Origin of the sequence: Xanthomonas sp. D-109 (assembly GCF_017746095.1) — a bacterium.
Taxonomy (GTDB): Bacteria; Pseudomonadota; Gammaproteobacteria; order Xanthomonadales; family Xanthomonadaceae; genus Xanthomonas_A; species Xanthomonas_A sacchari.
Genome location: NZ_JAGHWV010000009.1, coordinates 14,739 through 37,660 on the forward strand (window position 1 = coordinate 14,739; position 22,922 = coordinate 37,660).

16 protein-coding genes are annotated in these 22,922 nt (G+C 70.2%); 4 read left to right on the forward strand and 12 right to left on the reverse strand.

The window, feature by feature from the left end:
* Positions 1-38 precede the first annotated feature (38 nt).
* Positions 39-3,200: a TonB-dependent receptor gene (locus J7357_RS09735; protein ID WP_209246019.1), complete on the reverse strand. Its 3,162-nt coding sequence runs from the start codon at positions 3,198-3,200 to the stop codon at positions 39-41.
* Between the two features lie 308 nt (positions 3,201-3,508).
* Between J7357_RS09735 and hemL the strand changes: the two genes are divergently transcribed.
* Both hemL and J7357_RS09745 read left to right on the forward strand, forming a co-directional pair.
* Complete coding sequence (gene hemL, locus J7357_RS09740; RefSeq protein WP_209246021.1) at positions 3,509-4,801, forward strand: glutamate-1-semialdehyde 2,1-aminomutase; 1,293 nt, start codon at positions 3,509-3,511, stop codon at positions 4,799-4,801.
* Positions 4,802-5,024: 223 nt separating this feature from the next.
* Positions 5,025-7,799, forward strand: coding sequence for a LuxR C-terminal-related transcriptional regulator (locus J7357_RS09745; protein ID WP_209246023.1), 2,775 nt, complete (start codon positions 5,025-5,027; stop codon positions 7,797-7,799).
* Positions 7,800-7,935: 136 nt separating this feature from the next.
* Here J7357_RS09745 and azu read toward each other — a convergent pair whose 3' ends face one another.
* From azu to J7357_RS09775, 6 genes are all read right to left on the reverse strand, one after another.
* Complete coding sequence (gene azu / locus J7357_RS09750) at positions 7,936-8,376, reverse strand: azurin (protein ID WP_209246278.1); 441 nt, start codon at positions 8,374-8,376, stop codon at positions 7,936-7,938.
* Positions 8,377-8,808: 432 nt separating this feature from the next.
* Positions 8,809-9,996, reverse strand: a complete 1,188-nt coding sequence (locus J7357_RS09755) for a pyridoxal phosphate-dependent aminotransferase (RefSeq protein WP_209246024.1) — start codon at positions 9,994-9,996, stop codon at positions 8,809-8,811.
* Positions 9,997-10,028: 32 nt separating this feature from the next.
* Positions 10,029-10,538, reverse strand: coding sequence for a RidA family protein (locus J7357_RS09760; RefSeq protein ID WP_209246026.1), 510 nt, complete (start codon positions 10,536-10,538; stop codon positions 10,029-10,031).
* A gap of 44 nt (positions 10,539-10,582) precedes the next feature.
* Entirely contained in the window at positions 10,583-10,990 is a 408-nt protein-coding gene (locus J7357_RS09765; protein WP_029562063.1) for a cytochrome c, read from the reverse strand.
* Positions 10,991-11,007: 17 nt separating this feature from the next.
* Positions 11,008-12,582 (reverse strand): flavin monoamine oxidase family protein, encoded by a 1,575-nt coding sequence (locus J7357_RS09770; RefSeq protein WP_209246280.1) that lies wholly within the window; start codon positions 12,580-12,582, stop codon positions 11,008-11,010.
* A gap of 205 nt (positions 12,583-12,787) precedes the next feature.
* The gene (locus J7357_RS09775; protein WP_244667414.1) at positions 12,788-15,484 is read right to left on the reverse strand and encodes a TonB-dependent receptor; all 2,697 of its coding nucleotides are present in this window, start codon (positions 15,482-15,484) and stop codon (positions 12,788-12,790) included.
* A 287-nt stretch (positions 15,485-15,771) separates the two neighbouring features.
* Here J7357_RS09775 and J7357_RS09780 point away from each other — a divergent pair, with 287 nt between their 5' ends.
* Positions 15,772-16,389: an HAD-IA family hydrolase gene (locus J7357_RS09780; RefSeq protein ID WP_209246284.1), complete on the forward strand. Its 618-nt coding sequence runs from the start codon at positions 15,772-15,774 to the stop codon at positions 16,387-16,389.
* A gap of 554 nt (positions 16,390-16,943) precedes the next feature.
* Here the strand turns inward: J7357_RS09780 and J7357_RS09785 are convergent.
* The gene (locus tag J7357_RS09785; protein WP_209246028.1) at positions 16,944-18,176 is read right to left on the reverse strand and encodes an acetylornithine transaminase; all 1,233 of its coding nucleotides are present in this window, start codon (positions 18,174-18,176) and stop codon (positions 16,944-16,946) included.
* Between the two features lie 152 nt (positions 18,177-18,328).
* Between J7357_RS09785 and J7357_RS09790 the strand changes: the two genes are divergently transcribed.
* Entirely contained in the window at positions 18,329-19,198 is an 870-nt protein-coding gene (locus tag J7357_RS09790) for an ion transporter (RefSeq protein WP_209246030.1), read from the forward strand.
* Positions 19,199-19,202: 4 nt separating this feature from the next.
* Here the strand turns inward: J7357_RS09790 and J7357_RS09795 are convergent, their stop codons facing one another.
* The 4 genes from J7357_RS09795 to J7357_RS09810 form a co-directional block, all read right to left on the reverse strand.
* The gene (locus tag J7357_RS09795; RefSeq protein WP_010343362.1) at positions 19,203-19,625 is read right to left on the reverse strand and encodes a VOC family protein; all 423 of its coding nucleotides are present in this window, start codon (positions 19,623-19,625) and stop codon (positions 19,203-19,205) included.
* 117 nt (positions 19,626-19,742) lie between these two features.
* Positions 19,743-20,903, reverse strand: a complete 1,161-nt coding sequence (locus J7357_RS09800) for an ROK family transcriptional regulator (protein WP_209246032.1) — start codon at positions 20,901-20,903, stop codon at positions 19,743-19,745.
* A 187-nt stretch (positions 20,904-21,090) separates the two neighbouring features.
* Positions 21,091-21,906, reverse strand: coding sequence for an NAD(P)-dependent oxidoreductase (locus tag J7357_RS09805; RefSeq protein WP_209246034.1), 816 nt, complete (start codon positions 21,904-21,906; stop codon positions 21,091-21,093).
* A 147-nt stretch (positions 21,907-22,053) separates the two neighbouring features.
* The gene (locus tag J7357_RS09810) at positions 22,054-22,716 is read right to left on the reverse strand and encodes a serine/threonine-protein kinase (protein ID WP_209246036.1); all 663 of its coding nucleotides are present in this window, start codon (positions 22,714-22,716) and stop codon (positions 22,054-22,056) included.
* Positions 22,717-22,922: the final 206 nt, after the last annotated feature.

Here is a 22,922-nt window from a genome sequence, read left to right on the forward strand (position 1 = left end):
GGCGGATGAGGGTACGGGCGCAGCCGCATGCACCCGGCTCAGAAGTCGTAGCTCAGCGTCATCCGTGCCGAGCGCGGCGCCTGGTACGCCACGGCCTGGTTCCACAGCGGGTTGACTTCGCCCGGATTCAACTCGGAGAACGGATAGACGTTGACCGCCGTCTGCCGGTTGGTGACGTTGAACACGTCCAGGCTCAGCGCCAACTTGCCGGCGGCGAACTTCGGTTTGTAGCTCACGCCCAGGTCGAGCTGCGCTACCCAGCCCAGGGTGCCGTGCGAGCCCGGCGGCGACGGCTCGCCGGTGCCGGTGCTGGGGTTGTAGCAGAAGTGGTAGGGGCCGCCGGTGACGCTGGGATTGGCGTAGCCGGCCGGATCGCGGTCGCCGGCGTCGTAGTTGTCGCCGTAGTAGTAGCCCAGGCAGGGGCGCGGCGCGCCGGAAATCAGGCTCAGGTTGGCCGAGGTGCCCCACTCCTCGGTCAACTGGTAGAACCCATAGGCCTTCAACTGGTGGCGGCGGTCGTTGGACTGGTTGCCGTTGAAGTGCTCCATCAGCGCCGCATGGTCCCAGCTCTGCGTGGTCGAGGTCGCCGCCTGGCCCTGGTAGCTGCCGAGCGCGCCGCCGGTACGCCACAGGTCCGAGCGCAGTTGGCCCTCGGTGGTGCCATAGCTGTGCGACCACACGTAGCTCATCTTGGTATACCAGCGGCCGTCGAACGGACGTTCCAGGTTGAACTCCAGCGCCGAATAGCGGCGCTTGAATTCGGGATAGCCGCCCTGCTCGCGGGTCACGGTCAGGGCGTGGATCTGGCCGTCCGTGCCGATCACCCGGTAGGTGTTGGTCTTGCCCGGGTTGACCAGCGCCGCGCTGGCGTTCTTGGTCCAGTCGATGTCCACGCCCGCCGCCGCGGCCGCGGCCAGCAGGCCGGCATTGGAGTTGTCGAGGTTGGTGTCGTCGATGCCGTCGTTGAGCCGGCGATGTACGCCGCGCACGCCGAGCACCCAGTCGTGGGGCAGCAGCTTGCTGAAACCGAGGATGAGTTCGTCCTGGTTCTCGCCCTTGATGTCCTCGACGACCGCCGTGCGCACGTCGGCGAGCCGGCCGAAACGCGAGTTGGCCGAGACCGGCGGGGCCAGTTGCCGGGCCAGGATCGGCGTGCCGTCGGCATTGATGCCGCTGTAGGTGTAGTAGGTGCTGGTGGACACCGCCGGGGTGAACAGGCCGGCCGGCGACAGCGGCAGGCCGAGGTAGTAGCGGCCGAGGTTGCCGTAGACCTTGAGGCTGGAATCGCCGTTGACGTCCCAGCTGAAGCCCAGCCGCGGCGCCCACTGGTTCTTCAGCGCGATGTAGGCCTGGCCGAATGGGGTGTAGTTGGTGAAGCTGTCGTTGCGCACGCCCAGCGACAGCAGGAGCGTGTCGGTCGCCTGCCAGTGGTCTTCGATGTAGTAGGCGGTCTGCTTGGCGTCGTAGGAATACAGGTTGGTGGCGATGTCCTTGGTGACGTAGTAGCCGGTGCTGCCGTAGGTGGGATCGGCCAGGCCGGGGCTGGGCACGCCGATGCTGCCGTCCTCGGCGACCGAGCCGCTGACCAGGCCGCCGCTGTTGCGCCCGAACGGATCCGGGGTGTAGCCGTAGGTCCAGGCATAGCCGGGGCCGGAACTGTACGAGCCGATGTTGATCGCCTCGCTCTTCTGGTTGTCGATGCCGATGTCGAGGCTGTGTTCGCCGAGTCGCCAGTTGAGATTCAGGCGCAGGTTGTCCTTCTTGTATTCGCGGCCCGGATCGGTGATCGAGCTGACCGTCTGCGCGTTGCCGATCGGGGTGCCGCCGGTGTAGGCCGGATTCTGGTTGGAGACGCTGTTGAGGAACGGGCCGTTGCCGGCGTCGTAGCCGATGGCGGTGAGCTTGTTGGGCAGGCGCTCCTTGCCGTACAGCGCGGTCAGGGTGACGTTGTCGCCGAAGTAGCCGGTGTACTTGCCCAGGAACAGGGTCGGGCCGAACGTGTTCTTGGCTTCGCGGCCCTTGTAGCTGCCCACCTCGCGGTCGACGTAGTCGTAGCGGTAGATGCTGCCGTTGGTGCGCGCCTTGTCCTCCGCGCCGGTGAATTCCAGCAGGTGGTTGTCGCTGATCTGCCAGTCGATCTTGGCGTAGGCACGGGTCTGCTTGTAGTCGTAGCGGGTCCACGGCGAACCGGAGATGCCACCGGAGGTGACCCGTGCGTCGGCGACGCGGGTGCCGCTGGAATCGACCTGTTCCAGGGCCAGGAAGAAGAACAGGCGATCGCGGAGCAGCGGGCCGCCGAGATAGGCGCTGTAGGTGGTCTGATCGGCGCTGGTCTCGCTCAGCGCCTGGTAGTTGCCGGCGGTGTACTTGGCGTTGCGCGGATCCCAGTAGACGCTGTCCTTGCGGAAGTACAGGTCGCGCTGCCTGGCGCTGAGGCTGTCCGGCAGCCAGATCACCGCCGCGCCGAAGTGCCAGTCGTTGCTGCCGCGCTTGCCGACCTGGCTGATCACGCCGCCGTTGGAGCGGCCGTACTGCGCGCCATAGCCGCCGGTGAAGATTTCCTGCTGGTCGATCGCGCCGTACGGCAGGGTCAGCCCGCCGAGGCTGCTGGCCGGGTCGGTGGTGTTGAAGCCGTTGAGGTAATAGGCGTTCTCGCTGGCCGCCGAGCCGCCGAAGCTGGCCAGCGAACCGCCGAGGGGGCCGTTATCGTAGCCGCCGCTGTTGTTGACCACGCCCGGCGCCAGCAAGGCGATGGCCTCGGCGCTGCGGCCCAGCGGCAGCACCGCCAGCTGCTCGGCGGTGATCACGGTGCGGCTGTCGACGCTGGCCACGTCGATCCGGGCCACGTTGCCTGCCACCACGTTGACCGCGTCCAGCGTCTGCGCCGGGCCGCCGAAGCCGACCTCGGTGCCGGCGCCGACCACCAGGCTGATGTTCTCGCGCGTCTGCACCACCTTGCCGTCGCGCTTGAGCGAAACCGTGTAGGTGCCCAGCGGCAGGTTGCCCTGCGCGTAGCGGCCGCGTTCGTCCACCTTCACCTCGCGGCTGAAGCCGCTGGTGTTGGTGATCAACACGCTGCTCTCGCCCGGCCCCGGCGGCACGCTGCCGACGATGCTGCCGGTGGTGGACTGGGCTTGGACATGGCCGCCGGCAAGCGCCAGCGCGAGCGCCAAGGCGCTCCTGCGGATCGTACGATGCATGCTCTCTCCCGAAGACGAACAGCGTTGGCACGCCAACGCCACTGCAGGCGCACCGCCGGATGGCGATCCCCACGCCTGCGCTGGACACTCCGCCCATCGCATGCCCGATGCCCATCGGCAATCGGGTCATGCGCCCCTGGACGTTCCGATCCTAGGCAGCGGATCGCGGCGCGGCGCCGGCCGCGACGGGTAGGTGGCCCCTGGCCGGGTAGGCGACATGGCGCAGGCCGGCGGCAGCCGCGACAATAGACGGCCTCGCTCCGCGCCCGGCCGGTCGGCCCGGCCAGCATCGCCAAGGATTTCCGCTCATGACCCATTCCCGCTCGCACGCCCTGTTCGCCCAAGCGCAGTCGCTGATTCCCGGCGGCGTCAATTCGCCGGTGCGCGCCTTCAAGTCGGTGGGCGGCGAGCCGTTCTTCGTGCAGCGCGCCGATGGCCCGTACCTGTACGACGTCGACGGCAACCGCTACATCGACTACGTCGGCTCGTGGGGGCCGATGATCGCCGGGCACAACCATCCGGCGGTGCGCGAGGCGGTACAGCGCGCGATCGGCGATGGGCTGTCGTTCGGCGCGCCCTGCCCGGCCGAGGTGACGATGGCGCAGACCATCACCCGGCTGGTGCCGTCCTGCGAGATGGTGCGCATGGTCAACTCCGGCACCGAGGCGACGCTGTCGGCGGTGCGGCTGGCGCGCGGCGCCACCGGGCGCAACCGCATCGTCAAGTTCGAAGGCTGCTACCACGGCCACGGCGATTCGTTCCTGGTCAAGGCCGGCAGCGGCATGCTGACCCTGGGCGTGCCGACTTCGCCGGGCGTGCCGGCAGGCCTGAGCGAACTCACCGCCACCCTGGCCTACAACGATGCCGAGGGCGCCACTGCGCTGTTCGAGGAGATCGGCCATGAGATCGCCGCGGTCATCATCGAGCCGGTGGTCGGCAACGCCAACTGCATCCCGCCGCGTCCGGGCTATCTGCAGCACCTGCGCGACCGGTGCACCCGGCACGGTGCGCTGCTGATCTTCGACGAGGTGATGACCGGCTTCCGCGTCGCCCTGGGCGGCGCGCAGGCGCACTACGGGGTGACCCCGGACCTGACCACCTTCGGCAAGATCATCGGCGGCGGCATGCCGGTGGGGGCCTATGGCGGGCGCGCCGAGCTGATGCGGCAGGTGGCGCCGTCCGGGCCGATCTACCAGGCCGGCACGCTCAGCGGCAATCCGGTGGCGATGGCCGCGGGGCTGGCGATGCTGGAGCTGATCCAGGCACCGGGCTTCCACCAGCGCCTGGACGCGGCCACCGCGCAGCTGTGCGCCGGCCTGGAAGCCGCTGCGGCGGAAGCCGGCGTGGCGGTCACCACCAACCAGGTCGGGGCGATGTTCGGGCTGTTCTTCACCACCGAGAAGGTGGAGACCTATGCGCAGGCCACCGCCTGCGACACCGCCGCGTTCAACCGCTTCTTCCACGCGATGCTGGAGCGCGGCGTGTTCCTGGCACCGTCGGCGTACGAGGCCGGTTTCGTGTCCAGCGCCCACGACGACGCCGTGCTGGAGGCCACGCTGGCCGCGGCGCGCGAGGCGTTCGCGGTGGTCGCCGCCGGCTGAACGCACGCCGGGCCGCGGTGCGCGGCTTTGCTTTTGTGGCGGCGCTGGCATAAGTTCACCAGACAACGCCAGCGGACGGCGCCAGGGTGGGGACCCGTGGAACCTACGCGGCGAAGACCGTTGCGCGCTCCGCGCGGCACGGTGGCGCGCGTGCGGTTCCGTCCCGTCGACCGAACCGCCGGAGGGCGCAAGGGCGACCGCTGCAGACGACACCGCTGGCGACATGCTCAAGCCCGTGACGCTGTTGAACCCGCGCCCTCCCGCGTCCTCGCACGACGGCCCTGCCGTGCCCGACTGGGTGCTGGCCGACAAGCTGGCGCCACCGCGCGCACGCGTGGCCACGGTGCCGCGCGAGGCCTTGCTGCAGCACCTGGACCGCGCCGCCGAACTGCCGCTGACCGTGTTGCTGGCGCCGCCCGGATTCGGCAAGACCACCCTGCTCGGGCAATGGCACCAACGCCTGCGCGAGCGCGGCGATGCCGCGGTGGCGTGGCTGTCGCTGGACGAGGACGATGCCGACCCGGGGCGCTTCCTCGCCTACCTGGCGCTGGCAGCGCGCGAGGCCGGGATCGAACTCGGCGCGCCGCTGCAGGCCGCGCTGCAACAGCAGGGCCAGGACCTGGACGTGGCCGCCACCGTGCCGGGCCTGATCCGTGCGATCCGCGCCGCGCCGCGGCGCCTGCGGGTCATCCTCGACGACTACGACCGCAGCCAGGCCGGCGCGCTCGACGAGGTGGTGACGCGACTGGTCGAACATGCCGGCGGCCAGTTGCACCTGCTGCTGGCGACTCGGCGCGCGCCGGCGCTGCCGCTGGCGCGCTGGGCGCTGCAAGGGCAGTTGGAACGCATCGGCGCGCGCGAGCTGGCCCTGGACGAGGCGGAGACGGCAGCGCTGCTGGGGCCGCAGGTACCGATGACGATGGCCTGCCAGTTGCGCCGCCAGACCGAGGGCTGGGCGGTCGCGCTGCAGTTGGCCGGGCTATGGCTGGGCGGCGACGAGCGCCGCCGCGACGACCTGGGCCGTTTTTCCGGACGCACCGCCGAGCTGGCGGCGTACCTGGCCGAGCAGGTGCTCAACGACCTGGATCCGGCATCGCGCGCGCTGTTGCTGCAGCTCTCGCCGCTGGAACGGTTCAATGCCGCGCTCGCCGATGCGGTGCGCGAGCGCGACGACAGCGGCCGCCTGCTGGAACGGCTGGCGCATTTCCAGGGCCTGCTGGTGGCACTGGACGGCGAGCACGAATGGTTCCGCTTCCATCCGCTGTTCGCCGACTACCTGTCCCAGCAGCTGGAGCGCGAGACGCCCGGGCTGGCACCGCAGCTGCACCGGCGCGCCGCGCAGTGGTTCGACGCGCACGGGCAGTTGCCCGAGGCGGTGCGCCACGCCGTGCGCGGCGGCGCGATCGACAGCGCCGCCGACTGCATCGCCCGCGCCGGCACCTGGCAGTTGCTGCTGCGCCATGGCACCGCACCGGTGCGCGCGCTGCTGCGCCGCTTCCCGCGCCAGTGCATCGGCGAGCGGCCGGCGCTGGCCCTGACCCAGGCCTACCTGCACATGAAGCTGGGCGAGTTCGCGCATGCGCAGACGCTGCTGGAACGGTTCCGCGATTTCCCCGAGCAGGCGCGCGCGCCGTTCGAGCGCGACTACACGGTGGTGGTGGCGTTGCTGCGCGACCTGCTCGACCAGGTCTGCGCCAACCGGCGCGGATTGGCGCAGATCGCCGCACAGGCCGCCGCGCTGGACGAGGACGACAGCCTGGGCCGCGGCACCCTGTGGTGCATCTGCGCCACCACCGCACTGGGCCGCGCCGATTTCGCCGGCGCCGAACGCTATGCGCAGTTGGCCGGTACCGCGATGCACGCCAGCGGCAGCGAGGTCGGCGTCAGCTACGCGCTGACCCACCTGGCGCAAAGCCACTTCTACCGCGGCCAACTGGACCGGGCCGAGGCCACCTGCCGCCAGGCGCTGGCCATCGCCCAGCGCCAGCAGCAGTTCGATCCGACCCTGCAGGCGGTCGGCCAGTGCCTGCTGGCGCAGTTGCAATGCGAACACGGCCGCTACGATGCGGCCGCCGACTGCCTGCAGCCGGCGCTGGAGTTCCTCGAGCAGCACGACGGCTGGCTGGACGTGTATGCCGCCGGCTACGAGACCGCGCTGGTGCTGGCGCGGCAGCACGACCGCAGCGGCCGCGCCGCACTGGACCTGCTCGACCACGTCGACCGGATCGCGCACGCCCGGCACCTGGGCCGGCTCGCCGACCTGGCGCTCGCCTGGCGGCTGCACGTGCTGCTCGACCAACCGCCGTCGCCGGCGCTCGACCTGCTGATCGCGCGCGCCAGCGGCGAGGCGCGCTTCACGCACGCGCTGGCGCAGCCGCAGGATTGGCGCTTCCTGACCGCGCTGGGGTTCGCCCTGGCCCGCTGGCATCGCCTGGGCGGCCGCACCCGCGCCGCGCTGGCGGTGCTGCAGGGCGTCGAAGCGCGCTGCGTGGCCGCCGACAATCAGACGCACCTGGCCCGCGCCCGTGCGCGCATCGCGCTGGTGCTGCACGACCGCGGCGAGTCCGACGCCGCCCTGCCCTACCTGCGCCACGCGCTGCAGCACGTGGCCAGCACCCAGGCCTGGCAGTGCCTGCTGGAGCTGGGCGTGCCGGGCAAGGCGCTGCTGCGCATGGCGCGCCAGCAGGACCCGCAGGCAGCGCCCAACACCACGCTGGCGATGACCATCCAGGCCTTGCTCGACAAACTGCGGCACGACCAGGACAACGGCGCCGAACTGTTCAGCGAGCGCGAACTGGAGGTGCTGGCGCTGCTCGCGCAGGGCGCCGCGAACAAGCAGATCGCGCGGCGCCTGGCGCTGTCGGAGAACACGGTCAAGTTCCACCTGAAGAACCTGTACCGCAAACTGGACGCCGGCACCCGCGAAGCCGCGCTGGCCAGCGCGCTGCAACGCGGCCTGCTGCAGCGCATAACGCCGCCGGATGCCGCATCGGAGTGAGTGCCGCGGTGCGATCCGCACCGTCGTCGTCTTCGTGGATGCCGTCGGCGCTTCCGCAGGCCGCCGCCTGCGGAACCCGCATGCCGGCACGACACCGCAGCGCGATCGCGGGTCGCAGACCGACGCGCGGCGCCGCTCAGCCGAACACGAACTTGCCCTTCATGACCGCCCAGTGCCCCGGGAACGAGCAGAAGAACGTGTAGTCGCCGCCCTTGCTCAACTTGGCGGTGGAGAACCTGACCGTATCCGATTGCCCGGCACCGATCACCTTGGTGTGCGCGATGATCCGCGGATCGTTCTTCGGCAGGTAATTGTCGGCCAGGCTGGAACTGGTGCCGGCATTGGCCACCGCCTGGAAGTCCGCGGTCTTGGTCAGCACCCAGTTGTGGCCCATCACCGCGGCGGCGAGCTTGCCGCTGTGCTTGAGCGTCAGCGCCACTTCGGTGCAGTCGGCGGCCACCTTGATCTGCTGCTGGTCGAAGGACATCTGGTCGGTGCCGGTGATGGTCACCGCACAGGTCTTGGCCCAGGCCGCCGGCGCGAACGCGAGCGCGGCGAGGACCAGCAAGAGAGACAACGGTTTCGCTTTCAAGACGGACTCCTTGGCAATGGGAACGGCACCAGCGCACGCGCCTCGCCAGCATGCGCTGCGCGCGCGGCGGCGCCGCCACGACTGTCTGCCTTTGCGCAAATGGTTGTCAACGACAAGCCCTCGTGCACTGCAACATCCGGCGCAGGCAACCCTAGGGCGTGTCATCAATCCCCGAGCATGCCGCGCCGCGGTTGCGCGTGCTTGTGGCAAGGAAGAGCGAGGAAGTGGACGTGCGTCCATGCCCGAGCGATACGCGGCCACGGGCGCGCACAACCGCGGCCCTTCGGGTTGGGCCTGGCAGGCGCGCTGCCGGCGCCACGCGGCTTGACCTGACGGCCAGTCAGGCGCTGCGCCACGCAACGCCGGCAGCGCGCCTGCCAGACCCAACGCGGCATACTCGGGAATTGGTGACACGCCCTAGGCATTGCGGAAGAATCCGTGCAACGGATCGTGCGCTGCGAGCGGCGGCGGCACCGGCAGCGGTCCGCGCTTACCGGCGGCCACCTGCGCGAACGCCTGCTTGAACCGCGCCATCTCCGCGGCAGTGCCGACGGTGATGCGCGAGCGCTCCGGCCATCGCGCCCAACTGCGGCCGACGAAGACGCCATAGGTCGCCATCGCGTCCATGAACTCTTTCGCCGGGCGCTTCACGTCGACCATGAAGCAGTTGCTTTCCGAGGCGGTGCAGGCGTATCCCTGCGCGTCGAGCCAGCGCACCACGTCGCCGCGGATGGCGCTGTTGAGCGCGCGCCGCTGCGGCACCAGCGCCGGATCGCGCAGGCTGGCCAGGCCGGCGGCGACCGCGGTTACCGGCAGGCTGTTGACGCTGTAGAACTGGAGCCTGGCCAGCAGTTCCGGGCGCGCCACCGCATAGCCCAGGCGGATGCCGGCCATGCCATAGAGCTTGGAGAAGGTGCGCAGCACGATCACGTCGTCGCCGGCGGCGACGCGGTCGACCATGCTGCTGGCGCTGTCGGAGAAATGCAGGTACGCCTCGTCGACCACCAGCACGCTGCCCTTGGGCTTGTGCGCCAGCGCGTAGTCCAGGTCCTTGCGTGGGGTAACCGAGCCGGTGGGATTGTTGGGATTGCAGAGGTAGATCACCCCGGCATGGGCGTCGGCGGCGCACATCGCCTGCACGTCGTGCGCATCGTCCTTGCGCAGCGGCACCTTGATCACCTTGGCGCCGTTGCGTGCAGCGGCGCGCCAGCCGGATTCGTAGGTGGGATCGGCGGTGACCAGCGACGCGCCGGGCGAGGTGAACGCCAGCATGGCGTAGTCCAATGGCTCTGTGGAACCGGCGTAGGCCATCAGGTGGTCCACCCCCACCCCGAGCTGGGTGGCGAGGGTCTGCAGCAACTCCAGTTGCAGCTCGCCCAGGTAGCGGCCGCCGCTGGATGCGATCGCGGCGATCGCGCGCTGCGCTGCCGGCGAGGGACCGCCGGGATACTCGTTGGCGTTGATCAGCACCGGCGCCAGCTCGGTGCCGGCCGCCGGCGCCGCGGTGGGCACGGCCTGCGCCAGCCACGACGTGCCGAGACCGGCCGCGGCGACCAGCGCCGATTGCTGGAGGAACCTGCGGCGCGAGGGCGACGACTGCTGCATGAGGAACTCCTGACAAGAACGTGGCGAAGGCACTACGGACGCACCGCGACCACTTCGATCTCGATGCGATACAGCGGATTGCCCAGCGCGGCGATCTGGAACGCCGAGCGCGCCGGCAGGTTGGGCTGCTCGGGCGTGCCGAAGAACTGCCGGTAGCCCTCCATGAAACCGGCGAAATCCATCTTCCCGCCCAATGCCGGGTCGCCGACCAGGAACGCCTGCATCTTGACCACGTCGCGCATGCCCAGGCCCATGCCTTCCAGTTGCGCCTTGATCTGCGACAGCACGCTGACCGTCTGCGCCTTGGTGTCGCCATAGGCGGCGGGCGTGTCCTTGGGCGCGTCCGGAGCGATCGGCCGCGGCACCGCGCCGCTGAGATAGACCGTGGTCTTGCCGGCCGGGACCTCCACCGCCGCGGAGATCGGGAAATCGCTGTTGGGAATCTTGTGCCGCACGACCTCGGCGGCGCCGGCCAGCGTGGGCAGCCACAGCGCGGCGCACAGGCCGGCACGGAGCGAACGGGAAACGACACGATGGCGCATGCGGAACTCCTTGCGATCGGAACGGAAAGGGAAGCGAGGCGGGCTCAGTGCCGCAGCGCGTGCACGTCCTCGGCGCTGAGCCGGCCGGGATAGTCGTTGCCGAACTGGCTGCGCACGTAGTGCACCACCTCGGCGACCTGCCGGTCGTTGAGCGTGTCGGCGAAGCCGGGCATGCCGCCGCGGCCGTCGAGCACCATCATCGCCACGTAGGGCGCGGCGGCCACCTTGGGATTGCCGGCCAGCGCCGGATACTCGCCACCGCCGCGCGCGCCCTGCCCGCCCGGCATGTGGCAGCTCTGGCAGATCGCCGCGTACACGGTGGCGCCCGAGGTGGTGGTGAACTCGGCCTGCGGATACAGCGGGGTGGCATCGGAACTCTGCGCCACGGCCGGGCCGATCCCCGGCGGCAGCATCAGCGCGACGAGTGCGACGGCGATCGCCGCGGCGAGCATCCAGGAACGATCCGGTTTCATGCGCGGGCTCCGTTGACGACGCGCCGATGCAGGCGCTCGATCGCGTCCAGCGCCGAGGTGATGGCGCCTTCCTGCCAGGCGGGGATGTAGGAGGCGTGCTCGCCGGCGAGGGCGATGCGGCCGTCGATCTTGCACAGGTTCTCGTAGTGCTCGGCGCGCGCGGCATCGCTCCACACGCCGAAGCAGCCGTGGGTGAACGGCACCCGGTGCCAGCCCACGGCGATGCCGTTGTCGAATTCGCGTGGATATTGCGGATGCAGCTGCGTGCCGTACTCCACCGCCTTGGCCACGCGCTGCGGCGGCGTCATCGAGGTGAACTCGAACGCCTCCAGTCCCCACACGTAGGCGCCCAGCAACACGCCCTTGCCGGCGCTCTGGAAGCCGGTGCTCGGATAGCTGATCAGGGTGATCGGCAGGTCGGTGTAGCTGATGCCGCCGTAGATCGCCTCGTCCTCTTCCCAGAAGCGGCGCTTGAACTGCAGCCCGACCTTGACCGAGGCCGCGTAAGGCACCTGGCCGATCGCCGCGGCCATCTTCTCGCCGACCGCGATCGGGATGCGGCTGAGGATCGACAGCGGGATCGTGCACACGCACCAATCCGCCTTGGCCAGCTGTTCGCTGCCATCCGCCTCCTGGTAGGCGACGCTGACCCCGTGCGCGTCCTGGTCGATGCGGGTCACCCGCGCGTTGTAGCGGATCGCATCGCCCAACTGGCGCGCGAAGGCCTTGCCGATCTGGTCCATGCCGCCGACCGGCTGGAACATCGCGGTCTGCATCTCGTAGTTGTTGCCTGCCGCCAGCGTGGTCCACAGTCGCGAGCGCAGGATGTCCTGGGCGGTGAACGGTGTGGAGAACTGCGGCTTGCCGGACAGGCCGCCGCCGGGATACTTGGCGAAGCCGCGGCGCTCGCTGCTCTCGCGGCCCTCGACGTAGCCGAAGTCCTTGTCCAGCGCGCCCCAGTTGCGCAGCGACTCGAGCAGGATCTCCTGATCCTCGCGCTGCAGTTGCGCATCCAGCGCGCCCTGCCTGGTGCTCTTGGCCAGCAGTTCGGCCACGTGCCCCTTGTAGTCGGCGTCGATGTCGCGGAAGCGCTGCGGCCTGCCGCCGAAACCGGTGCGGCTGTGCAGCAGCGCGTTGAAGTTGACCTGCACGAACGGCTCCAGCGCCACCCCGAACTGCTTGCAGTAGGACAGCACCGCCTTGTGGTGGTGCGGGATGCGCCACGGTCCGGGGTTGAGGTACATGCCTTCGTCGAACCCGCACTGCTGGGTGAAGCCCCCCAGTTCGGTGTAGCGGTCGCCGCCGCGCAGCGTCCAGTTGCGGCCGCCCGGGCGCGCGTTGTACTCGAGCACCTGCACGCGGTAGCCGGCCTTGCGCAGTTCGAACGCCGCGGTCAGGCCGGCCAGGCCGGCACCGAGCACCAGCACCGAGGCGCCCCGGGCGTCGCCGTCCAGCCGCGGCACGCCGGTGAAGCGCGATTCGGCGGCCAGTCCCAGGCTGTGCATCGCCTGGTACATCATCGCGCCGCCGCCGGCCAGGCCGATCCTGGCGAGCAACTGGCGGCGGGTCATGGCTCCCTTGGGGGCTGCGTGCATCATGGACATCGCCTCGCGGATGGCGGGTCGACCATAGCCGTCGCGGCGGCGACGCAGGCCGGATGCGGCGGGTAGGCCGCGATGGGGTGGGTAGGTGGGTGGGTGATATCGGGAGGACCGCGGCGGTCGGACCCTCACCCCAACCCCTCTCCCGGCGGGAGAGGGGCTTCAGCGCCGGCGCTCAGAAGCGGTAGGTGAGCTTGGCGTAGTAGCGCGCGCCGAAGTAGCCGATCGGGCTGCCGGTCAGGTACGGCGAGTTGTAGTAGCTCAGGTAGTTCTTCTCGAGGTAGTCGTAGGCCGCCGCCGGGATCTTGTCCGGATACGTGTTGAACACGTTGTCGCCGCCGACGCTGACCGTGAGCCGTTCGGTGGGCCGGTAGGTCAGTTCGACGTTGGTCAGCGCCAGCGTGCCGATCTCCTGCTTGTAGTACGGCGCGCCGTTGACGTCGACCACGTCGAGCTTGCTCAGCACGCTGGCGGGGAAGATCTCGCCGTTCCAGTCGTCGTACGGCGTGACCAGTTGGTATTGCGGCCCGTAGACCGCCTCGGTCACGCGCAGGCTGAACTTGCCGATGTTGAGGGTGGCACCCAGGTTGACCCGGTACTTGGGCGCGTTGTTCTCCAGGTTGATCAGGGTCGCCGCGCTGTACATGGTGGCGCCGCCTAGCACCTGCGGCGCCGGCTTGGCGTCGAGCACCTCGGTCTTGTTGTAGTTGGCCGCCAGGATCCAGTCGATCGAGCCCCAGTCGAACTCGCTGATGTAGTTGGTCACCCAGTCCACGCCGCTGCTGCGGGTCTTGAGCGCGTTGTTGAAGATCGCCACGGAAATGTTCTGGCGTGCGGTGGCGTCGAGCGAGCCGCCCGGCGCGGACGGGTCGATGCCGCCCAGGTAGCCGAAGTCGACCAGGGCCTGGCCCAGCGCGGCGTTGTAGGTCGCGTCGGGGACGCCGTCGCCGTTGGTGTCGCCCGGCTCGCCGGCGCGGGAGTATTCGAAGGTCCCGACGCCGATGCGGTCGGAGATGGTGATGCGGTAGACGTCGAGCGTGCTGTCGAGGTTGGACATCGGCCGGAACACGAAGCCCAGGCTGTAGTTGGTGCTGGTCTCCGGTTTCAGGCTGCCGAAGCCCAGCGCGGCGGCGGCGGCGCTGTTGGGCTGCAGCGTCGGCGTGGCGCTGGTCGGGCCGACCTGCACCGCCGAGTAGTAGCCTTCCTGCAGCGTCGGCGCACGGAAGCCGGTGCTGGCGGTGGCGCGCACCGCGAACGTGTCGCTGAAGTCGAAGCGGGTGGTCAGCTTGCCGACCACCTTGCTGCCGAAGTCGCTGTAGTTCTCGTAGCGCCCGGCCACGTCCAGCAGCCACTTCTCGGTCGGATTGAACACTGCGTCGGCGTAGGCGGCATAGCTGTGGCGGCTGTAGGCGCCGGTGTTGAACAGCGGGTTGTAGCCGGGGAAGGACGAGGCACCGGCGCCGTAGTACGAGGCGGGGTCGCCCGCGTCGATGCCGTAGCGGTCGCGGCGGTACTCGATGCCGGCGTTGAAGGTCAGCGGCTGCGACAGACCGACGTCGAAATCGTGGGTGGCGTTGAGGTTGGTGGTCCACTGGCTGGCCCAGAAGCTGCCGTCGTAGAAATCCTCGGGCGAATAGCCGTCCTCCTGCCACAGGCTGAAGTTCATCGAGTTCAGCGTGTACACGTCCATCGTGTTCTTGCCGTAGCTGCTGGAGACATCCCAGGACCAGTCGGCGAGTACCCCTTTCAGGCCGGCGGTGAGTTCGTAGTCGACCTCGTCGGACGCCTCGGACGGATTGAAGCCCAGCGGATACTTGTGGCTGACCGCGCCGGTCGTCGGATCGACATAGCCGCCATCCTGGCTGGGACGCCGGTAGTTCTCCTCCGACTGCGCGGTCTTCTTGCCGAAGCTGCCGAACGCGTAGAACTCGAGCGCGTCGCCGAGCACCGCGCCGGAGTTGAAGAACAGCGCCTTGCGGTGCACTTCCGGCGGATTGAGCCAGGCGTTGACGTTGGGAAAGCGCGGGTTGAGGGTCATGCCGCGGACGTCGTCGGCGAGGAAGTCGGCCATGCTCGGATTGACCGCCGAGCAGTCGGCGTAGTTGGCCACGCAGTCGGCGTAGCTGTAGGAGCCGAGCCGGTACACGGTCTTGCGGTTCTCGACCTCGGCGCTGAGGCTGAAGTACGCCGCGTCGCTGCCGAAGCCGATGTTGGCGCCCCAGGAATCGGTGCCGCCGCCCCCGTCCTTGTAGCCGGCGTAACCGGCATCCAGCTCGCCGCCGTCGTGGTTCTTCTTCAGGATGATGTTGATGACGCCGGCGATCGCGTCCGAGCCGTATAGCGCCGCGGCGCCGTCGGTCAGCACTTCCACGTGGTCGATGGCCGCGGCCGGGATGAACGACAGATCCGCCGACGCCGCGCCGGTGGTGGTGTTGACGTTGGAGGTGATGTGCCGGCGCTTGCCGTTGACCAGCACCAGCGTGTGGTTGGGCGAGAGGTTGCGCAGACTGGCGGTGAGAGTCTGGCTGGCCATGTCGTTGCCGGTCTGGTTGGCGTTGTAGGACGGCACCTGGTTGGCGATGGCGTTGATCAGGTCCGGCGCGGCCGACTGCTTGAGCATCTCCGCGCTGACCAGTTGGATCGGCGCGGGGCTGTCGGTCACCGCCATGTTGGCTTTGCGCGTGCCGGTCGAGATGACCGTGATCGCATCCAGCGTCTTGGCCTCGCCGTCGGCGTCCTCGGCCAGCGCCGGCAGCGCCTGCGCGGCGGCCAGCAACAGCGCCAGCGTGGCCGTTCCATGGCGATGCCCGGCGTTCCACATCCCTTGGCGCACCGACTCCGCCAGACGATGCGTCTTCAATCGCTTGCTCATGCCCAAGACCCCCTGGATGACGTGGATGTCGCGTGGAAACGCACCGGTCCCCTACCGGCGGCGCCGTGACGCGGCGCGGAGGAACCATAGCCAGCGCGCTGCGGCGAGCGGCCGCACGCGGCGGGTAGGTGGGCCGCGGGCGGGTGGGCGGGGAACCACCGGCAGCGCCGCGCGGGTAGCGGCGGTCGCCGCTGCCGGGGACCTGGGTTACGCTCGGGGGTCCCACCCCGGCCTCCTCGCATGCCCCAGCCCTGCCCTTGCCTGCCATCGCCCGCGCCATGGCCGTGCTGACCCAGCCGCGCCCGCGTCTGCTGCTGCTCGATTTCGACGGCGTGCTGGCCGGCTACACCCGCGCAGTGCGCATCGCAGGCCTGGCCGCGCAGTGCGGCTGCGATCCGGCGCGGGTGCGGCAGGTGCTGTTCGCGTCCGGCCTGGAGACCGCCTACGACGGCGGCGAGCTCGCCACCGCCGACTACCTGGAGCGGCTGGGTGCGGGCCTGGGCAAGCCGGTGCGCGAAGCCGACTGGATCGCCGCGCGCGTCGCCGCCAGCCGCGGCGATCCCGGCGTGATCGCGCGGGTGCTGGTACTGGCCGACCGCGTCGACATCGGCGTGCTGACCAACAACGGCGCACTGATGGCCCAGGCGATCGCGCAGATCGTGCCGGCGCTGTTTCCGTTGCTGCAGGGCCGCGTGCTGTGCAGCGGCACGCTGGGCGGGCGCAAGCCGCAGGCCGAGGTCTATCGGCGGGCGCTCGACCACTTCGGCGTCGCCGCGCGGCACGCCCTGTTCCTCGACGACCTGTTCGTCAACGTGCGCGGCGCCCGTGCCATCGGCATGCGCGCGGAAACCGCCAGCGGCGCGCGCGCGGTGCGCCGCGCGCTGGCGCGGCATGGCCTGGCGTAGGCATCGCGCCTACGCACGCGGCAGACGCGCCCTGCCGCAGCGACAAGGATGGATTAGAGCGGCTTCAGCCGCGACGCGCGATGCGATGGCCTCGCGCGGACCCCGGAGGCCATCGCCCCCCGCATTGCGGCGGTCACCGGTCATCGCGTCGGACTGAAGTCCCTCCCACAGGCGCTTGCCTGCATGTGACGCGTCCGCTGGCGCGATGCCCACCTGTGGGAGCGGCTTCAGCCGCGACGCGCGATGCGATGGCCTCGCGGCCCCCGGAGGCCATCGCTCCCCGCATTGCGGCAGTCACCGGTCATCGCGTCGGGACTGAAGTCCCTCCCACAGGCGCTTGCCTGCACGTGACGCGTCCGCTGGCGCGATGCCCACCTGTGGGAGCGGCTTCAGCCGCGACGCGTGATGCGATGGCCTCGCGCGGGCCCCAGAGGCCATCGCCACCCGCATTGCGGCGGTCACCGGTCATCGCGTCGGGACCGAAGTCCCTCCCACAGGCGCTTGCCTGCAGGTGACGCGTCCGCTGGCGCGATGCCTACCTGTCGGGGTAACTGTCAACGCGTGCCGACGTACTCTCGCAGCGCCGTGCGCAACCGCTGCAGGCCCTCGGCCAGCTCCTGGTCGGTGATGTTCAGCGCAGGCACGAAGCGCAACACGTCCGGCCCGGCCTGCAAGGTCAGTACCCCGTGCGCGGCGGCGTGGTCGAGGATCGTCCCGGCCTGCCCGGCATGCGCCGGGTTCAACACCGCACCGAGCATCAGCCCGCGTCCACGCACCTGCGAGAACAGCCTGAATTCCTCGTCGAGCGCCGCCAGGCCCTTGCGCAGCGCGGCCGACTGCCGCGACACGTTGGCGGCGATCGCCGTCGAGGCCAGCTTGCGCAGCGCCACCCGCGCCACCGCCGCGGCCAGCGGGTTGCCGCCGAAGGTGGTGCCGTGCGCACCGAACTGCATGGTCTCGGCCACCTTCGGCCCGGCCAGCAATGCGCCGATCGGGAAGCCGCCGCCCAGCGCCTTGGCCAGGGTCACGATGTCGGGGACGACCTGGTCCTGCCAGTGCGCGAACAGGGTGCCGGTGCGGCCCATGCCGCACTGGATCTCGTCCAGCACCAGCAGCGCGCCGTGGTGGTCGCACAGCGCCCGCACCTGCGCCAGGAAGCCCGGCGCCGCCGGCATCACCCCGCCCTCGCCCTGCACCGGCTCCAGCATCACCGCAGCCACGTCGCCGGCGGCCATCGCCGTTTCCAGTTGCACGATGTCGTTGAAGTCGACGTAGCGGAAACCGCCGGGCAGCGGCTCGTAGCCCTCCTGGTACTTGGGCTGCGCGGTGGCGGTCACCGCGGCCAGGGTGCGGCCATGGAAGCTGCCGCGGAAGGTGACGATCACCCGCCGCTGCGGCGGACGGCCCTGGGCGGTGGCCCACTTGCGCACCAGCTTGATCGCCGCCTCGTTGGCCTCGGCGCCGGAATTGCACAGGAACGCCTTGTCCGCGAAGCGCGAGGCCAGCACCAGTTCCTCGACCAGCCGCAGCGGCGGCTCGCTGTAGAACACGTTGCTGGTGTGCCACAGCTTGCCGGCCTGTTCGAGCAGCGCCGCCTGCAGGTCCGGATCGTTGTGGCCGAGCCCGCACACGGCGATGCCGGCCGACAGGTCGATGTAGTCGCGTCCCTCGCTGTCCCAGACCCGGGCGCCCTGGCCGCGCTCCAGCACCAGTTGGCGCGGGCGGTAGATCGGCAGGCTGTAGCGTTGACCGAGGGCGATCAGCTCCGCGGCGGAAGAAGCGGTCATCGAGGCAGTCCTGCGGGGAAAGCGCCGATTATAGAGACCACCGGCAGCGCGTGCCCGGGACCGCCGGCTGGCGCCTGGCACCATGGGCTGGCACGCCGTCCGCTGCGGCAGCGCATGCCGGGCGGCACTGCGGCTCGGGTAGCATGGGGCGCATGCGATTTTTCCTCGATTCCCCGCTCGCCCCGGCGACCGAGCACGGCTGGCGGCGCCGCTGGTTCGACATCATCTATCGGCACGACACCACGCCTTCGCGCAACTTCGACCTGTTGCTGGTCGCGGCGATCGTGGCCAGCGTCGCGGTGATCCTGGTCGACAGCGTGCCGGCGCTGCACAGCCGTTACGCCGGCACCCTGTACGTGCTGGAGTGGGGCTTCACCGTGCTGTTCACCGCCGAGTACGCCTTGCGCCTGGCCACGGTGCAGCGGCCGCTGCGCTACGCGCTGAGCTTCTGGGGCGTGATCGACCTGTTGTCGATCCTGCCCACCTACATCTCGTTTCTGCTGCCCGGCGCGCAGACGCTGCTGGTGGTGCGCGTGCTGCGGGTGCTGCGGCTGTTCCGCATCCTCAAGCTGACCCGCTACGTCGAGGAAAGCAGCCTGCTGGTCGATGCGTTGTGGCGCAGCCGGCGCAAGGTGTTTGTGTTCCTGTTCACGGTGATCACCCTGGTGGTGATCTTCGGCGCGCTGATGTACGTGGTCGAAGGCCCGGCCAACGGCTTCACCAGCATCCCCACCGCGATGTACTGGGCGGTGGTGACGATGGCCACGGTCGGCTTCGGCGACATCGCCCCGCTCACCCCGCTGGGCCGCGCCATCACCTCGGTGCTGATCCTGATCGGCTACAGCATCATCGCCGTGCCCACCGGCATCTACACCGCCGAACTGGCCAACAGCCTGCGCGACGCCGACCGCCTTCGCGCGCCGGATCGACGCACCTGCGCACGCTGCGGCCTGCACGGCCACGACCGCAACGCCGGCTATTGCCGGGGCTGCGGCCAGGCGTTGCCCGAGACAGCGCCCTGAGACCTCACCACACGCCGGTGTTGGGCATCGACGCCCACGGCTCGGCCGGGGCCAGCGCATCGCCCTTCTGCAGCAGTTCGATCGAGATCAGGTCGGGCGTGCGCACGAAGGCCATGCGTCCGTCGCGCGGCGGACGGTTGATGGTCACGCCGAGCGACTGCAGGTGCGCGCAGAGAGCGTAGATGTCGTCGACCTCGAAGGCCAGGTGGCCGAAGTTGCGGGCGCTGCCGTAGTCCTCGTCCGAACCCCAGTTGTAGGTCAGCTCGACCTCGGCCTCTGGGTTCTCCGGCGCGCCGAAGTACACCAGGGTGAACTTGCCTGCTTCGTTCTCGATGCGGCGGGTTTCGTGCAGGCCCAGACCTTCGGTGAAGAATTTGCTGGTCTTCTCCAGGTCGTGGACGCGGATCATGGCGTGCAGGTATTTCATCGTGACAGCTCCGAGGGTGGGGGATGGGGCGCGCCGTACCGCGATGGCGCGTGGAGAGGGCGCATAGGGTAGCGCCGGCGGCGTGCAGGCATGGCGACGCCGCGGGGCGGGACCGGTTCAGCGGAAATAGCAGGCTTTCAGCGGCAGCGCCGCCGCACCCACCGCGCTGGCGTCGGCGGTGGCGGCGGCCGGCAGCAGCCGCGGCAACGGCCGCGCCTGGCCGCGGCGCGGCTGGTTGTCGATGCGCACGTGCGGAATCAGCCGCGTGGCCAGTTCGCGCGGCATGCGCCCGCCGAACACCACAGCCTGCGGATCGAAGATCGCCACGATCGCCGAGACGATCAGCGACAGGCCCGGCGCCACCCGCGCGATCCAGCGCTCGATCGCCGGCCACGCCGGATCGTAGGCGGCCAGCAGCGCGCGGATGTCGGGCAGCGCGATGCCGTCCTCGGCCAGCAACTGCCGCAACAGCTCCAGCGTGCCGCGCTCCAGCCCCTGCTGCGGCAGCATGCCGGCGAACTCGCCGGCATTGCCGTGCGCGCCGCGCAGGCAGGTGCCGTCGATCACCACGCCACCGCCCAGGCCGTAGTTGAAGTGCAGATAGGCGAAATCGCGGTACTGGCGGCCGATGCCGAGCAGGCTCTCGCCCGCCGCCGCCACCGTGCCGTCGTTGTCCACCCACACCGGCAGGCCCAGCGCCTCGGCCAGCCAGTCGCCGATCGACAGCTCGCCCAGCGCGCGCAGCGGCTCGGGCGGATTCATGTGCACGCCGTCTTCGACGAAGAAGCCGGTCATCGCCACCCCCGCGCCCAGGCGCGGGCCGAGCCCGGCGCCAGCGGCCGCGGTCAGCGCGGCATCGGCCTCGCGCAATTGCGCCAGCAGCGCGGCCGGCTCGGTCGAACGCAGTGCGTGTTCGGCAGTGGCGCGGATCTGCCCGCTGAAATCCAGCAGCGCCAGCGACAGCGCATCGGTGGCGATCGCGTAGCCGACTGTATGGCCGTAACCGGGATTGAGCGCGATGCCCGCGCCCGGCTTGCCGCGGCCGGCATGCGCCAGCGAGGCGCCGATCGCGACCAGGCCGCGCTCGGCCAGCGCATCGACCAGGCGCACCGCCGACTGCACGGTCAGCCCGGTGCTGCGGCTGAGATCGGCGCGGGTGGCGGTGCCGGCCAGACGCAGGCGGTCGAGCATGTGCCGCTCGTTGTCGCTGAGATCGGCATGGATGGCGTGGCGGGATTCGGGAAGGCGCGGCAGGGCGACGGCGACTGGAGCGGGCATGGGCGGCGGTGGCATCAAGACCCCGGCAGCATAGCCGCGCCGGGTCGTTGCGGCACCGGCCGCGCTCGGATGGAACAGAGCGTTTGTGCAGCGCGCAGCCGCCCGCACACCGTGCGTTTGCGGTCGCGGCCCGTGTGGCCCCAAGCGCCGCGCTGCGTCGCCTCCGGTGCGCCGGCGCCTGGGGGTCTCAGTCCAGGAACAGATCCGGCAGCAGCGGCTGCGAGGGATCCAGCGCATAGCCGGACAGGTCGTGCACCCCGGCCTCGGCCAGCACCGCGTCGTCGATCAGAAACTGACCGTGGAAGCCGGCCGCCGGCCGGGTCAGCACGGCGTGCGCGGCGTCGGCCATGATCTCCGGGCGGCGGCCGTTGCCGGCCTCGACGCCAGGGATCATGTTCAGCGCCTCGGTGGCGATCAGCGTGCGCGGCCACAGCGCATTGACGGCCACGCCCTGCGGGCCGAACTCGCCGGCCAGGCCCAGGGTGACGAAGCTCATGCCCATCTTCGCCAGGGTGTAGCCGGTATGCGGCGCCCACCACTTGGGATCCAGCGATGGGGGCGGCGCCAGGGTCAGGATGTGCGGGTTGGCGCTGCGCAGCAGATGCGGCAGGCAGGCCTGCGCGCACAGGAAGCTGCCGCGCGCATTGACCTGCTGCATCAGGTCGAAGCGCTTCATCGGCGTGTCCAGCGCCCCGCGCAGCCAGATCGCGCTGGCGTTGTTGACCAGGATGTCGATGCCGCCGAACGCCTCCACCGTCGCCGCCACCGCCGCGCGCACCTGCTCCTCTTCGCGGATGTCGCACTTCAGCGCCAGCGCGCGCCCACCGGCCGCCTCCACTGCCGCCGCGGCGCTGTGGATGGTGCCGGGCAGCTTGGGATTGGGCACCGCCGACTTCGCCGCGATCGCCACGTTGGCGCCATCGCGCGCCGCCCGCAGCGCGATCGCCAGCCCGATACCGCGCGAGGCGCCGGTGATTAAGAGGGTTTTACCGTTGAGGGTCATTGGAGTGGGAATGGAGAATGGGGAATCGGGAATGGGAAAAGCTTAGCGCCTTCTCGCTGCGTGCCCGACAGACCAGACGCGCGCGCGGTCCGCTTTTTCCATTCCCCATTCTCCATTCCCCATTCTCCATTCCCCACTCCCGGCCCCTCAGGGCTTCGGCCCCTGCCCCTCGTTGTCTTCCCACTTGAGCAGGCGCCGGGTGACGAAGCGATAGACCGGCTTGCCGCTGGCGAACCACAGTTCGCGCACCCAGGAATGGCGCTTGAGCAGGCGCCGCTCGACCGGAGTCAGGGCGTGCGCGCAGTACATGCGCTTGTGCTTGAGCAGATGGCGCAGATCCTCGCGCGCCAGCAGGCGCATCCAGCGCGAGCGCGGCGCGCCGCGCACGGCGAGCTGGAAGTCGATCAGTGCCGGGCTGCCGTCTTCCAGCACCAGCCAGTTCGCTTCCTTGGCCAGGTCGTTGTGCGCCACGCCGCGCCGGTGCACCTGCTGCAGCAGGCGCCGCGCGGCACGGAAATAGGCCAGGTCGCCGCGCGGCGGCCGCTGGTACATCGCCGCGCCGTCCAGGTAGCTGCGGTCCAGGAAGGTGCCGTCCCAGCCGCGCAATTGCGGCGTCGCCGCCATGCCGTCCAGTTGCCGCAAGGCGAGCGCCTCGCGCCGCGCCAGCCACCACGCCGGCAGCCGCAGCCACCACGGCGAGGCAGTGAGGTCGCGGCGGACGAAACGCGCCTCGCCTTCGCCCAGCAGCAGGATGCGGCCGAAGCTGTCGGCCTTGAGGATCTGGACGGTGCGGGGAGCGGGGGCAGGCATCCGGCCAGTGTAGAGCGTGCGACGCGGTTTGACCGGTCCGCACACACCGCCACCGCCAGGCAGGCGCCAGCTCCAGCGCTGATCAGTTGCGCGTCGCGCCCCACGCCACGGCAGGCCGCACCGCCGGTTCGGTGCGTGGCGCCGGACTGCGGCGGATCAACGCACGGCCCCGCGCTCCACGACGCCGATCTGGACCGGCGCAGCCT

Coding starts and splice junctions, on each gene's coding strand:
- J7357_RS09735 (WP_209246019.1), bottom strand. CDS start 3,200: ATGCATCGTACGATCCGCAGGAGCGCCTTGGCGCTCGCGCTGGCGCTT.
- hemL (WP_209246021.1), top strand. CDS start 3,509: ATGACCCATTCCCGCTCGCACGCCCTGTTCGCCCAAGCGCAGTCGCTG.
- J7357_RS09745 (WP_209246023.1), top strand. CDS start 5,025: ATGCTCAAGCCCGTGACGCTGTTGAACCCGCGCCCTCCCGCGTCCTCG.
- J7357_RS09755 (WP_209246024.1), bottom strand. CDS start 9,996: ATGCAGCAGTCGTCGCCCTCGCGCCGCAGGTTCCTCCAGCAATCGGCG.
- J7357_RS09760 (WP_209246026.1), bottom strand. CDS start 10,538: ATGCGCCATCGTGTCGTTTCCCGTTCGCTCCGTGCCGGCCTGTGCGCC.
- J7357_RS09765 (WP_029562063.1), bottom strand. CDS start 10,990: ATGCTCGCCGCGGCGATCGCCGTCGCACTCGTCGCGCTGATGCTGCCG.
- J7357_RS09770 (WP_209246280.1), bottom strand. CDS start 12,582: ATGACCCGCCGCCAGTTGCTCGCCAGGATCGGCCTGGCCGGCGGCGGC.
- J7357_RS09775 (WP_244667414.1), bottom strand. CDS start 15,484: ATGAGCAAGCGATTGAAGACGCATCGTCTGGCGGAGTCGGTGCGCCAA.
- J7357_RS09785 (WP_209246028.1), bottom strand. CDS start 18,176: ATGACCGCTTCTTCCGCCGCGGAGCTGATCGCCCTCGGTCAACGCTAC.
- J7357_RS09790 (WP_209246030.1), top strand. CDS start 18,329: ATGCGATTTTTCCTCGATTCCCCGCTCGCCCCGGCGACCGAGCACGGC.
- J7357_RS09795 (WP_010343362.1), bottom strand. CDS start 19,625: ATGAAATACCTGCACGCCATGATCCGCGTCCACGACCTGGAGAAGACC.
- J7357_RS09800 (WP_209246032.1), bottom strand. CDS start 20,903: ATGCCCGCTCCAGTCGCCGTCGCCCTGCCGCGCCTTCCCGAATCCCGC.
- J7357_RS09805 (WP_209246034.1), bottom strand. CDS start 21,906: ATGACCCTCAACGGTAAAACCCTCTTAATCACCGGCGCCTCGCGCGGT.
- J7357_RS09810 (WP_209246036.1), bottom strand. CDS start 22,716: ATGCCTGCCCCCGCTCCCCGCACCGTCCAGATCCTCAAGGCCGACAGC.